This is a genomic window from Serratia sp. Ag1 (assembly GCF_000743355.1).
Classification (GTDB): Bacteria; Pseudomonadota; Gammaproteobacteria; order Enterobacterales; family Enterobacteriaceae; genus Chania.
In genome coordinates, this window is record NZ_JQEI01000014.1 from 123,094 (window position 1) to 135,448 (window position 12,355).

Below are 12,355 nucleotides of genomic sequence, written 5' to 3' on the forward strand. Positions count from 1 at the left end.
TAACCGGGGGACTGATAAGATTACTTCAGGCCTTCTGCACGCAACGTGGCTTCTACCGCAGGGCGAGCCGCGACGCGTTCATAATAGGCAGAAAGATGCGGATATTTCTTCAGGTCGAACTGCATATAGAATGCCCAACCCAGCACGGTGAACAGATAGGCGTCTGCTACGCTGAAACGGTTACCGAGCAGATAGTGCTGTTTCTCCAGCACTGAATCCAGATAGCTGAACTGGCTCTCCAGTTTTGCCCGCACCATGGTTTTGTATTCGTCCGGTGTTTGCGGGTTAAACAGTGGGCTGAATCCCTTATGCAACTCGGTTGCCACATAGTTCAGCCATTCGATCGCGTGGTAGCGTGAAAGCGTTCCTGCTGCAGGGATTAGATTGCGGTCCGGTACGCGGTCTGCCAGATATTGCACAATGGCGACGCCTTCGGTCAGCAGGCTGCCGTCATCAAGCACCAGTGCTGGCACTTGCCCTTTGGGATTGATCGCCAGATAGTCAGCACCGCTTTCCGTTTTCTTTTGTGCTAAATCGACTTTTTCCGCAGTAAAATCCAGCCCTGCTTCGCGCAAAATGATGTGCGGTGATAAGGAACAGGCGCCAGCTTTGTAGAACAATTTCATCGGAAACTCCTTGATAGTGACGAATGACAGGCATATTTAACCTCTCATCCTAGTTCTCTGGCAGTAAAATTACAGTGTTTTTAGCAATAAAATTTAGTTAACGCGTGCTTCCTCGGGGTGCAGTTGTTGCAGAATGCTGGCGATCTGCTGTTGCAGTCGTAGAGGCGCGGTCTGCATCGGCGAGCGTAATTCGTTGCAAATCCAGCCTTGTAAGGCCAGTGCTGCCTTTACGGGAGCGGGGCTTGGGAAACTAAACATTTGCTGGATCATCGGTAACAAGGCGTAAAAATTGCGGCGTGCTGCTGCCAGATCGCCTTGCGCCACTTGTTTGACCAACCTAACAAAACGCTCTGGGCAAATATGTGCCGAAGCGCAAATCGCCCCGCTGCCCCCCAAGCATAGTGTGCTCAGAATCAGATTGTCCTCACCGGTCAGTACGTCAATCTCACCATCGTGAATCAAGGCCATCGTAGCATCTGGGTTACCGCCACAGTCCTTAATGGCTTTGATTTGTGGGTGACCAGCAAGTTGACGCAAAGTTTCCAGTTCACATGCCACACCGGTGCGATATGGCACGTTGTAGAGGATCACTGGAACGCGTGAGGCATCGGCAAGATGAGTAAAATACTCTATCAACCCCGCTTGTGATGGCCGGATATAGTAAGGTGCCGGGATCAGCACACCTGCAATATCACGTTGCTGAATGGCCTGCTGCATTTGCAACGTGTCGAGCAGATTATTACCTGAAAGCCCCATCACCACTTGGTAGGATGGTACTACGTCCAATACGGCATCCAGCACGGTCAGTTGCTCTTCTTTGCTCAGGGCCGCTGCTTCACCAGTAGTACCACACACGACCAACCCGCTGACGCCAGAGGCTATCAGGTGCTGTGCCAATTTTTTCAGTGCCGGTAAATCGATGCTGTTATCTTTGAACGGGGTTACCAGCGCCACCCAAATGCCCGAAAACGAAGCCATAGAATAATTCCTTCTGCGTGACCGACAAGAAGTCAGATGAAAAAGAGATAAGGGAGGGGAAACGCGCTGTACAGCGTCCTGTCAGATTCTCTGACGGGAAGTACACCCCGACTGTTCCTTCGATTTAATCGCCATTGACTCGTCAACGTTCAACTCTGGGAGCTGTGATGTTATTTGTTGAACGATGAGGAGTGAGCTGATAATGAGGATTTGTTATTAGGCTGTCAATTTATAACATATTGATAAAATTGATATTAATAATCTTCAGGGGCTAATGAGTTTGGCTAATAAGTCAACGTTTGGTCAGATCAGCCATGCTGAACAGTTAAACCGGAAGCGATACGGCCCTCCCTTATGGAAGGACCGATGAATCTTAACGTAATACATGACTGATGCGGTTTCGTTCAACGAGGAGGACGGGTACTGATGGAGGCTGTCCAGCTAAAGGTTGTGCTCGTGGGTTGCACGCGATTGGCTTTACGTTCTGCCCGGGTTGCTTTGGCAATCTTTTCACGCGCGGCCATGATGCGATCAATCGCTTCGCCTTTCACTTTGTTCTGCTCAGCGTTGGTCAATGGGCGTCCATGGCTTTTTCGTGCTCTATCCAGCTCGGTTTTTACTTCACGTTGTTCGCTTTCCGTCATGTCTTTCAGCGTCAGTTTCTTCATTATCGCTACCCGTTGTGTGAAGTTGGCTTTCAGTGTACAGGATTTACGTTATCAATATTGCAGCGCAGCTATCAAACTTCTTCTTGAAATTCGTTGAAGAATCGACGCATGCGCTCGGTGCGCTGTTCGGCCATGGTCCGGCCAGCCGAGGTCTGGAAACTTTCCTGCAATTTAAACAGCTTGGTTTCAAAATGATCCAGAACAAAACGCTGATCGTCATATTGTCTCCGCTGCGCCAGCGGGTCGGTGACATCGTAAAGTGCACTGCGCATACGGCCACCAATATAAAAGCAGCGGGCGATACCAATCATGCCTATGGCATCAAGCCTGTCGGCATCCTGCAGGATCTTGGCCTCCAGCGTTTGCGGCGGAATGGCAGCAGAAAAACTGTGTGCTTCGATCGCATGTGCCGTCTTTTCGATTTCAGTCGCATCCCAACCAAGCGCGCTCAGGATTGCGCCAGCCTTTTCTGCGGCCAGGCGTGAGGCCAGGGGGCGTTGCGGGGAGTTTTTTTCTACTATCACGCAATCATGTAACAGTACGGCAGCGCAAAGGATACGCAGATCCCCCCCTTCTTTACGGCTAATCTGGCGCACGTTTTTCCATACGCGTTGCAGGTGGGCTACATCGTGAGAACCATCATCGCCGTCAAGCGTCAGTGGTAACAGCTCTTTAGCCAATTCCTGATAGGGGTAAAAAGGCTGTAGCAATTCCAACGGTAAAATGGGAGCAAGCACAGAACTTTCCTTATTAGTAGGGCTGATTTCCATAGGGAGCAATCCTCCGTGAATACGTTACCAGAATACTTCGCTTGGCGTTATCCGTAGATGTATTGGTTTTGCTTTATTCGTACCAATCCCAATTAATTGGATATTTAATTTGACTAAGAAAGGAATAAGCTATTTATTCGTTATTTGTGACTTTTTATTCAGGAGGTGGAGGGTGATCGTTAGAACCTGGCACGGCTGCGTGCCTTTAGAATATCAGCAAGGGTTTGCCGACCATTTGGCCGTTACCGGTGTACAGCATGCCGAATCTGTTGCAGGTAATTGCGGTGCCTTCGTCAGGCATGAGGTTCAGGGTGAGTATGCCCACTTTTTTCTAGCCACCTATTGGGAATCATGGCGGGCCATCAAAAGCTTTGCCGGTGAGGATTACCACGTGGCGGTAACTTACCCAGACGACGAAGCTTTCGGCCTGATTTCCGATCCTTATGTTTTTCACCATCAGGTGAATGAAGTTGTTGCGTTTTAATCTTTGCGCATGGCTAAGCTAAGGCAAGGATTGCTTCGATCTCAACGTTCAGTTGGGGGGAGAACAGGGCGCTGACGGCCATCAGTGAACATGCTGGCAACGCATCACCCAAATAGTCGAACAGCACTTCGCGGATCGCGGCCAGATCGGCGATGTCCGTCAGAAATACGCTGATCTTTACCAGAGATTGGAGGTCGGTACCTTCGCTGGCAGCAATCGTGGCCAACTGTTCAAGTATGGCGCGAGCCTGATGTGGGGCCTCACGTCCTTGGGCATCGGTGGCGAAGGCGGTTAAGCCCGAGATATATAAAGTGCCTGCATGTTGGACTGCGTGCACGTAAGGCCCGCCCGGCGTGGGTAACTGTGGATAATTGGTGCGTTTTATTACCGACATGATAAACCTCACAAAAATTTTGCAGTATATTGCCAGGCGATACTATCATCTCAGCAAGCAGTTCACGTAATTAAGGATGTACCAAGGGAATGAACCAGGCATTTATTCCTTATCTGCAACGCTGGCAACTGGTGCCAGACGGGAAAGCGTTCGAAACGCACAGCAGTTTGCTGATGCCAGTGAGCTACCATGGTTTGCCCGCTATGCTGAAGATTGCCCGGGAACAGGAAGAGAAGTTCGGCAACCTGCTGATGTGCTGGTGGCAGGGCGATGGTGCTGCGCGGGTGCTGGCCTGGCATGATGACGCTATCTTGTTGGAGAGGGCGATGGGTAATGCGTCACTGGCACAGATGGCGCGTAACGGTGAAGATGCGCAGGCAACCGAAATTTTATGCCAAGCGATCGCTAAGCTGCATGCTCCCCGCATTGAACCTTTTCCTGCCTTGATCCCGCTGCACCAATGGTTTAATTCCTTATGGCCTGCGGCACAGGCCCATGGTGGGATGTTGCGGTTAAGTGCAACAGCGGCGGCAGAGTTACTGACCAGCCCGCGCGAGCAAGGGGTGCTGCACGGCGACATTCACCATGACAACGTGCTGGATTTTGCCGAGCGCGGTTGGTTGGCGATCGATCCTAAACGCCTGTATGGCGAGCGTGGGTTTGATTATGCCAATATCTTTTGTAACCCCAATTACGGTACTGCTACCGATCCCGATCTCTTTCACCGCCGCGTGCGGCAGGTTTGTGCCCTTGCCGGGTTGGAACGCAACCGCTTGTTACAGTGGATCCTGGCCTGGGCCGGGCTTTCCGCTGCCTGGTTTCTGGAGGAGGGCGAAACCGCAGATATCGACTTCCGCGTGGCTGAATTGGCAGCGCGAGCGTTGGGTATCGCGCTGCCACAAGGCGATCCAGGGTTTATCCTGCCCGTAATAGAGCGTCCTTGAATAGGCTAGGCGTTAGGCAAACGCCTGGCTGACAATCTGTGCCGCAGAAGCAATAACCTCATTCTTGGCTTTAGCGTCCTGCTGCGGTTGAGTGAAGTATACGACGATCACCAGCGGAGCACGGTTCGCTTGCCAAACGATACCAATATCGTTGGTGGTGCCATAGTCGCCACCCCCGGTTTTATCAGCCACTCTTGCTCCGGCAGGCACGCCCGCACGGATGCGCTTATCCCCGGTGGTATTCGCTTTCATCCAGGCCACCAGTTGTTCGCGCTGGGCTTTCGGCAACGCGTTGCCCAACGTCAGCTTCTGCAAACTGGCTGCCATGGCCGCTGGCGTGGTGGTATCACGCTCATCACCAGGAATGGCGCTGTTGAGTTCGGTTTCCCAGCGATCCAGGCGGAATGTTGTGTCGCCAATGCTGCGCGCATAGGCGGTAATCGCCGCAGGCCCGCCGAGCTGTTTCATCAGTAGATTGACGGCAGTGTTATCACTGTACTGAAGCGCTGCTGCGCAGAGTTCAGCGATAGTCATACCGCTATCGAGGTGTTGCTCCGTGATCGGTGAATAAGTTACCAGATCGCTTTGCTGGTAACGGATGCGTTGCTGCATAAAGCCGCCGTGGCTCAGGCTATGGTGCAAAATGGCACTGGCCGCAATCACTTTAAAGGTGCTGCAAAACGGAAAGCGTTGTTCTGCATTAAGTTGCAGCATTTGGCCGTCAGCGGTATTGAGAGCAACCACGCCAAGGCGACCGCCGGAAGCTTTTTCCAGCGCAGCGAGCTGTTGCTGAGCTTGTTGTAATGTTGTATTGGCAGCAGACGCCAATAAAGGAGTCAATGCGCTAATGGCAGGAATGACCGCCGCAGCCAAAAGCAATTTGCGGCGTAGTGGGGAGAATGGCATGGGGTATCGTCCTGGTTGATTATTCGACACGCCATTATATGCGGATTCAGGGAGTTATATGCTGTGGCAACAAGAAAATAGTGACTGATAAGCTCCGATAAAAAACGCCGGGGTAATCAGCCCCAGCGTTATTTTACGCAATGGCAGCCAGCATCAGTGAACGGTAGCGGTCTGCGCTTTTGTTGCGGTGTCTTCTGTACTATCCAACGTCATACGGTATAGCTTCGGTGCTGTCAGCATCATCAGCACGGCAATCACGCCGGTCGCAATACCGATCTGCATAAACACGTGGCTATAGATAGCCAGCGAAGCATGCGCATCGTTGATATCGCTTGGCACCGCAGTCAGCCCGGCAACTTTACCGGCAATCAGCGCTGCTGCAGCGGTGGTCAGGAACCAGGAACCCATGATAAAGCCCATCAGGCGTTGCGGCACCAATTGCGCTATCATCGCCAGGCCAAGACCAGAAATCATCAGTTCACCGATACTCTGCAAGCCATAGCTCAAGATCAGCCAGTTAACCGAAACGATGCCCTGTTCGTTAGCAAAGCTGGCCCCCCATGGCAACACCAGGAACGCCCCAGAGCAGAGGAACATGCCGAAGGCAAATTTGTGTGGCATGGGCAGGCGATCGCCCATCTTGTTATACAGCGCCGCCAGGATCGGGCTGGCCAACATGATCCAGAACGGGTTGAGGGCTTGATATTGTTCTGGTTCAAAGGCTACGCCCAGAATATTGTGCTCAACATTGTGGATAGCGAAAAAGTTCAGTGAGGTTGGCATCTGGCTATACAGCACGAAGAATACCACGGCTTCCAGCATCAGCAGGAATGCCACGATCATCTTGCGGCGTGCGGCACCGTGCAGCGCAAAGGTTTCTTTGGCAAACACCAGCACAATCCCTACAGAAATGATGGCCAACGCCCAGCGTGCAATAGTCTGGTTGTGCAGTAACCAACTGGAGAGGGCAATCAGCGCCACGACACCGACCAATACCATCAGCAGTTTATGGATCTGCATTGGCTGAAAGTCAGGTTTTGAGCCGTGCTGCTTAACCCAACCGTGACACATCATAAAGTTGACCAGCGTGATCAGCATACCGACTACGCTCAGTGAGAACGCGACGCTCCAGCCATACTTTGCTGCCAGCCAAGGTGTGGCGAGCATAGAGAAGAATGAACCGATGTTGACGGACATATAGTACATGGTAAATGCACCGTCCAAACGCGGATCGTCTTTCTCATAGCAGGTAGAAAGCAGGGAGGAAGGGTTTGCTTTGAACAGGCCGCTACCTACCGCGATAGTCGCCATACCCAGATAGACCCAGAAGACATCGTGGCCGGAGTAGGCCACCATGGCATAACCGGCGGCCAGAACCATCGCACCCAGAACGATCACTCGTTTAGAACCGAGCACCTTATCGCCCAACCAGCCGCCGATGGCCACAAAGCCATACACCAGAGCGCTGAAAGAAGAGAACAGGGTAATGGAGTCTGCTTCGCTCAGGCCAAGCATTTTGACCAGATAAACGGCCATAATGCCTTGCAGGCCGTAATAACCAAAACGTTCCCACAGCTCGATCGAGAAAATGAGGTAGAAAGCCTTAGGCTGTTTGAAAGCGTTGAGACTGACGCTTTCCGATTGTTTGTTGTTTGCAGTTGACACAGGAACCTCTGGTTTTTTCACTGCCCGCATTATCAATACGGGGAATAGCAAAAAGTGATGCGGGGAGCATCCTTTGCTTGTTATAGGAATAAATGACGGCGGGTAATGTTCACTATCTTTGTCAACGAGGCAAGCTTTTTGACATATTCCGTTACAGATAACATTCGTTGCACAATGAAACTATGTTACAAGTTTTATGCAGTATTAACGGTTGTATTTACTTTATTTGTCGATTTTTTGTCTTGAAAGAATGGTGGGGTTTGTTTTAAAGGTGATATGTTCTGCTAAATTTAATTTATTCAGTTCATATCAATATTCAATGGTTATATATCAACGGATCGTTGTGCATAAATGGTTTTTTGTAAAATTATGAATTTTTGAAAATATTGAAAAAAATATGTGACTACAATGTGAACCCCAGAGTGCGGGCCATCGGTGGATTTTAACTAATTTTTTTCTTAAAAATATCGTGGCAAGGCATTTTTTGCGGGCAGTGTACAGAACATCATGGGGCTATACGTTGCTAATAGAGCGATGCTACCTGCGAATCTGTGATCGCTGGGCAGCATCAAGGGACGATCTGAGAAGAGAGTGTCACACTGGGTGGGTTCTACAGATCTGTTTTGTCACCGAATTCGCACAGGTCTTCAATCATGCATGAGCCGCAGCGCGGTTTGCGCGCGATGCAGGTATAACGGCCATGCAGGATCAGCCAATGATGGCAGTCAACTTTGAACGCGGCAGGGACCACTTTCAGCAACTTTTCTTCCACTTGTTCAACGTTTTTCCCCGGGGCGAAACCCGTGCGATTACAAACGCGGAAAATATGTGTATCAACGGCGATGGTTGGCCAGCCAAAAGCGGTGTTGAGCACCACATTGGCGGTTTTGCGGCCCACACCGGGTAAAGCCTCCAGGGCTGCACGATCTTCCGGCACTTCGCCTGCGTGCTTTTCCAGCAACAGGTGGCAGGTTTTTATCACGTTCTCGGCCTTGCTGTTAAACAGGCCGATGGTCTTGATGTACTCTTTCACGCCATCAACCCCCAAAGCCAGCATGGCTGCCGGAGTGTTGGCGATTGGGTAGAGCTTGGCGGTAGCCTTGTTAACGCTGACGTCGGTGGCCTGTGCGGAAAGTAGCACCGCAATCAGCAATTCGAAAGGCGTGCTGTAAACCAGTTCCGTGGTCGGATGTGGGTTGTTGTCCCGCAAACGGGTAAGAATTTCCAGGCGTTTCTCTTTATTCATGACGCTTTCTCTGTGTGTCCTTGCCCAATTTGCTCTTCCGTTGGCAAAAGCTTGGCTTTGCGTACCTTCATTTGTTCATCAATCAGATATTTGGTGGCCAACATCAGCCCCAGGCCAATAAAGGCACCCGGTGGCAGCATCGCCAACAGGAACGGCGTATCGAAATGCACCACCTCAATCCGCAGCACCTTGGCCCAACTGCCCAACAGCATATCGGCCCCGTCAAACAGGGTGCCATTGCCAATCAGTTCGCGCAGCGAACCGAGCACAAACATGGCTCCGGTGGCTCCCAGACCAATGGCAAGACCATCGACTAAGGCTAAACCAACCGGTTTTCTTGCCGCGATAGCTTCTGCGCGGCCTACCACGATGCAGTTGGTGACGATGAGCGGGATAAAGATCCCCAAAGACTGATAGAGACCGAACGCGTAGGCGTTGATCAGCATCTGCACGATGCTCACCGCAGCCGCAATGATCATCACATAAATCGGAATACGCACTTCGCTGGGCACCCAACGACGCAAGGCTGAAATGGAGCCGTTGGTGATGGTCAGCACCAGCGTGGTGGCCAACCCCAGCCCCAGCGCATTGGTGGCGGTTGACGTCACCGCCAGCAGCGGGCACAGGCCCAATAACTGCACCAGCGCGGAGTTGTTCTTCCACAGCCCCTGAACGATTAACTCTTTGACTTCACTCATTCGCTGGCTCCACAGACAGGTAAAGTATCCAGTTTAGATGGCAGCGTTTCCATATACAACGCTGTACGGCGCACGGCGTTGACCACGGCACGCGGGGTGATAGTGGCCCCGGTGAACTGATCGAACATACCGCCGTCTTTCTTCACTGCCCAGCGGCTATCAGCGGGGCCTTCCACTTTTTTACCGCTGAAAGAGGCGATCCAGTCTGAAATGCGTAATTCAATTTTATCGCCAAGCCCCGGTGTTTCGTGATGTTCCACGACCCGAGTACCGAATACGGTGCCGCTGAAATCAGCGCCCACCAGTAATTTTATGGCACCGGAATAGCCGTCTGGCGCAGTGGTTTCCAGCGCCGCTGCCACCGGTTGGCCATTTTTACGTGCCAGATATAAATGATGTGGCGCACCGTTGCCTAAAGCCGGATCGCTGACCAACAGGCATTCGCTTTGCATATCGTTGTCGTAATACTCCGGTGGAACTACCTGATCCAGCAAGGCTTTCTGCTGGAGCGCTGCCTGATGGGCAATGGTATTTTTGGTCAAGGTGTAGACCATCGCGGTTAAACCGGTGGTCACTGCAGCAAACACCGCCAGGGTGATGCCATGCTTTCTCATGGAATTCAGCATGATAGTTCCTCAGCGGTGGCCATAGACACGCGGCTGCGTGTAGTGATCGATGAGCGGTACGGTGATATTGGCCAGCAGTACGGCAAAAGCTACACCGTCGGGATAACCGCCATAAACGCGAATCAGCCAGACCAGCAAACCCACCAGCGCGCCATAGATCAACCGGCCTTTGGGCGTGGTAGCGGCGCTGACCGGATCGGTGGCGATAAAGAATGCGCCAAGCATGGTGGCGCCGGAGAACAGATGCAGCAACGGCGATGCCTGATGAGCGGGATCCAGCAGCCATGCCAAGCCCGAACAGAACCCGACCGCAGCCAGCATACTGACAGGGATCTGCCAGTGAATCAGCCTGCGGCCCAGCATAAACAGCCCGCCAGCTAAAAAGCCCAGGTTGATCCACTGCCAGCCGATACCGCCCAGAACGCCGCCAAACAGTGGCTGTTGCAAGACTTGCTCCACCGAATGCCCGCTGCGCAGGCCGGTTTTAAACCCATCGAGCGGGGTGGCCTGGCTGATACCGTCAATGCCTATCTGGAGTTGATGGATGGTGGCCCCTTGAACGGTGTGTCCAGTGAAAATAGTCAGCAGGGTATCCTGGAACGACAGTGCGGTCGTCCGTAGCTCATCGGGTGGCAACCAACTGGTCATTTGCACCGGGAAGGAGATCAGCAGCACCACATAACCGACCATTGCCGGGTTAAACGGGTTTTGCCCCAAGCCACCGTAAAGCTGCTTGGCGATCACGATCGCAAAAAAGGTGCCGATCACGATCATCCACCAAGGTGCCAGCGGCGGTAAACTGATCCCCAGCAGCAGCGCGGTGAGCAGGGCTGAGTTATCCGCCAGGCGCGCGCGTACCGGTTGTTTACGCAAAGCGAGGACTGCGGATTCTGCCAGTAGCGCAGTGACCATGGCCAGTGCCGTCTGCACCAGATTGCCATAGCCAAAAAACCACACCTGTGCGGCCATACCAGGGATACAGGCCAGCATCACCCAAAGCATGATCCGGCGGGTGTTTTGCTGGTTATGGGTAAACGGGGAACTGGCGATGTGTAAGCCTTTGGTGGCTGTTTGTTGTACCGGCCTGAACTTCATAGAGTCACTACCATTTCTTTGCCATGTTATCAGCACGTTCACAGTGCCTTGTTCTGCGGCACTGAGGGAAATTAGAGCGCTGCATTCTACCTTTTTGTTATAAACATGCGCTAGGTTAATCTGAGGTTGGCGGGCTTCGAGTATAAAGCGTTCAGTGCGATACGCTTCATACTTCACGTTGCCTGGGGGTTGGTTGTGCGTTGTCGCCTTCAAGCAACGCGGATTATTTTGGGGATATATTTGTGGCGCTTACCCGCACAAAATAACAACTTTTATATAATCCAGATAGGTTACTATCCCAAGTATTATTTAGTTGGCGAACAAATAATAATGACCAATGAAGACATTTATTTTATTGAAGAACTGATTGAATGGGTAGAGATCCATCTGGAGACGCGGCCCAACCTTGATGAAGTCGCGCGAATTTCCGGTTATTCCAAGTGGCATTTGCAGCGCAAGTTCAAACGTATCACTGGCATTCAGCTTGCCACCTACATTCGCTCACGTATTCTTACCCGGGCTGCAGTAGCCCTGCGCATTACTCATCGTTCGATTATTGATATTTCAGATGAGCTGGGTTTTGACTCGCAGCAAACCTTTACCCGCATGTTCAAACAGCGTTTTGGCATCACGCCAAACCGTTACCGTACCATGGACAAATGGGATGTGAAAAACCTGATGCCGCGCTTCAATTTCGATGCGCGCTATGAGGCGGATTTTTACCCCGAAGTGAAGCGGCTGACGCTGCCGGATATGCATCTGGTGGGGGTCACCCGAGAACTGGAGTTTGATGCTGCGGAGGAGATGGAGCTTTCTTCCTGCGTAGCCATGAAATCCGAGATATTTAAAGACTTTTTCCGGGGATTGAACGTTGAGTGCCACAAAGTGTTCAGCATCCACGCCGCGCGGGAATCGGGTGATGACGAGTGTTTATCCACACACATCATTGCCGTAGAACCCGAGCATAAGAAAGATATTCTCTCCGGTCATCAGATTGATAATATTCATGTTCCAGGGCGTGAATATATCTCTATCAGCCATCAGGGAACGGCGAAAGAGTGCGGCCAGTTTGTCTCTTATCTGATAGCCAACGTGCGGCCTGGTTTACTTAACGAGGTAAAAGGCAGCGTTGAGATGGAAATGCTGGAAGCCAAAGAGTGGCAACCGGATGCTAAACTGCGCCAGATTGATATTAACTACACCTATTTGATTTCTATCGATTAAACTAAGCCTTGCGTTCTGCAAGGCTTACTTC

At 51.7% G+C, this 12,355-nt stretch carries 14 protein-coding genes; 3 read left to right on the plus strand and 11 right to left on the minus strand.

Going from position 1 to position 12,355, the window contains the following annotated elements:
• Positions 1-20: 20 nt before the first annotated feature.
• The 4 genes from gstA to IV04_RS08770 form a co-directional block, all read right to left on the minus strand.
• Entirely contained in the window at positions 21-626 is a 606-nt protein-coding gene (gene gstA / locus IV04_RS08755) for a glutathione transferase GstA (protein ID WP_037399667.1), read from the minus strand.
• A 93-nt stretch (positions 627-719) separates the two neighbouring features.
• Positions 720-1,604, minus strand: a complete 885-nt coding sequence (dapA, locus tag IV04_RS08760; protein WP_037399665.1) for a 4-hydroxy-tetrahydrodipicolinate synthase — start codon at positions 1,602-1,604, stop codon at positions 720-722.
• A 404-nt stretch (positions 1,605-2,008) separates the two neighbouring features.
• A complete protein-coding gene (locus IV04_RS08765; protein ID WP_037399663.1) occupies positions 2,009-2,272 on the minus strand; it encodes a DUF3811 domain-containing protein in 264 nt (87 codons plus the stop codon).
• A gap of 71 nt (positions 2,273-2,343) precedes the next feature.
• Positions 2,344-3,042 (minus strand): HD domain-containing protein, encoded by a 699-nt coding sequence (locus IV04_RS08770; protein WP_081893188.1) that lies wholly within the window; start codon positions 3,040-3,042, stop codon positions 2,344-2,346.
• Positions 3,043-3,214: 172 nt separating this feature from the next.
• Between IV04_RS08770 and IV04_RS08775 the strand changes: the two genes are divergently transcribed.
• Positions 3,215-3,526 carry a hypothetical protein gene (locus IV04_RS08775; RefSeq protein WP_037399662.1) on the plus strand — a complete coding sequence of 104 codons (312 nt, stop codon included), beginning with the start codon at positions 3,215-3,217 and terminating at the stop codon, positions 3,524-3,526.
• Positions 3,527-3,539: 13 nt separating this feature from the next.
• On the opposite strand, the gene IV04_RS08780 is transcribed toward IV04_RS08775, so the two are convergent.
• On the minus strand, positions 3,540-3,920 hold the full coding sequence (locus IV04_RS08780) for a RidA family protein (protein WP_037399658.1): 381 nt from the start codon (positions 3,918-3,920) through the stop codon (positions 3,540-3,542).
• Positions 3,921-4,009: 89 nt separating this feature from the next.
• On the opposite strand from IV04_RS08780, the gene IV04_RS08785 reads away from it, so the two are divergent.
• Positions 4,010-4,864 (plus strand): aminoglycoside phosphotransferase family protein, encoded by an 855-nt coding sequence (locus IV04_RS08785; RefSeq protein WP_037399654.1) that lies wholly within the window; start codon positions 4,010-4,012, stop codon positions 4,862-4,864.
• A 12-nt stretch (positions 4,865-4,876) separates the two neighbouring features.
• On the opposite strand, the gene bla is transcribed toward IV04_RS08785, so the two are convergent.
• The 6 genes from bla to rsxD form a co-directional block, all read right to left on the minus strand.
• Positions 4,877-5,770, minus strand: a complete 894-nt coding sequence (bla, locus tag IV04_RS08790; RefSeq protein WP_037399652.1) for a class A beta-lactamase — start codon at positions 5,768-5,770, stop codon at positions 4,877-4,879.
• 153 nt (positions 5,771-5,923) lie between these two features.
• A complete protein-coding gene (dtpA, locus tag IV04_RS08795; RefSeq protein WP_037400100.1) occupies positions 5,924-7,435 on the minus strand; it encodes a dipeptide/tripeptide permease DtpA in 1,512 nt (503 codons plus the stop codon).
• Positions 7,436-8,045: 610 nt separating this feature from the next.
• Positions 8,046-8,681, minus strand: coding sequence for an endonuclease III (gene nth, locus IV04_RS08800; protein ID WP_037399649.1), 636 nt, complete (start codon positions 8,679-8,681; stop codon positions 8,046-8,048).
• Positions 8,678-9,379: an electron transport complex subunit E gene (locus IV04_RS08805; RefSeq protein WP_037399646.1), complete on the minus strand. Its 702-nt coding sequence runs from the start codon at positions 9,377-9,379 to the stop codon at positions 8,678-8,680. Before IV04_RS08805 ends, nth begins: the two co-directional genes overlap by 4 nt.
• Positions 9,376-10,005, minus strand: coding sequence for an electron transport complex subunit RsxG (rsxG, locus tag IV04_RS08810; protein WP_037399644.1), 630 nt, complete (start codon positions 10,003-10,005; stop codon positions 9,376-9,378). The genes IV04_RS08805 and rsxG overlap by 4 nt, the downstream gene beginning before the upstream one ends.
• A gap of 9 nt (positions 10,006-10,014) precedes the next feature.
• On the minus strand, positions 10,015-11,100 hold the full coding sequence (gene rsxD, locus IV04_RS08815) for an electron transport complex subunit RsxD (RefSeq protein ID WP_037399641.1): 1,086 nt from the start codon (positions 11,098-11,100) through the stop codon (positions 10,015-10,017).
• Between the two features lie 330 nt (positions 11,101-11,430).
• Here rsxD and IV04_RS08820 point away from each other — a divergent pair, with 330 nt between their 5' ends.
• The gene (locus tag IV04_RS08820; RefSeq protein WP_037399639.1) at positions 11,431-12,324 is read left to right on the plus strand and encodes a helix-turn-helix domain-containing protein; all 894 of its coding nucleotides are present in this window, start codon (positions 11,431-11,433) and stop codon (positions 12,322-12,324) included.
• The last annotated feature ends 31 nt before the right edge of the window (positions 12,325-12,355 follow it).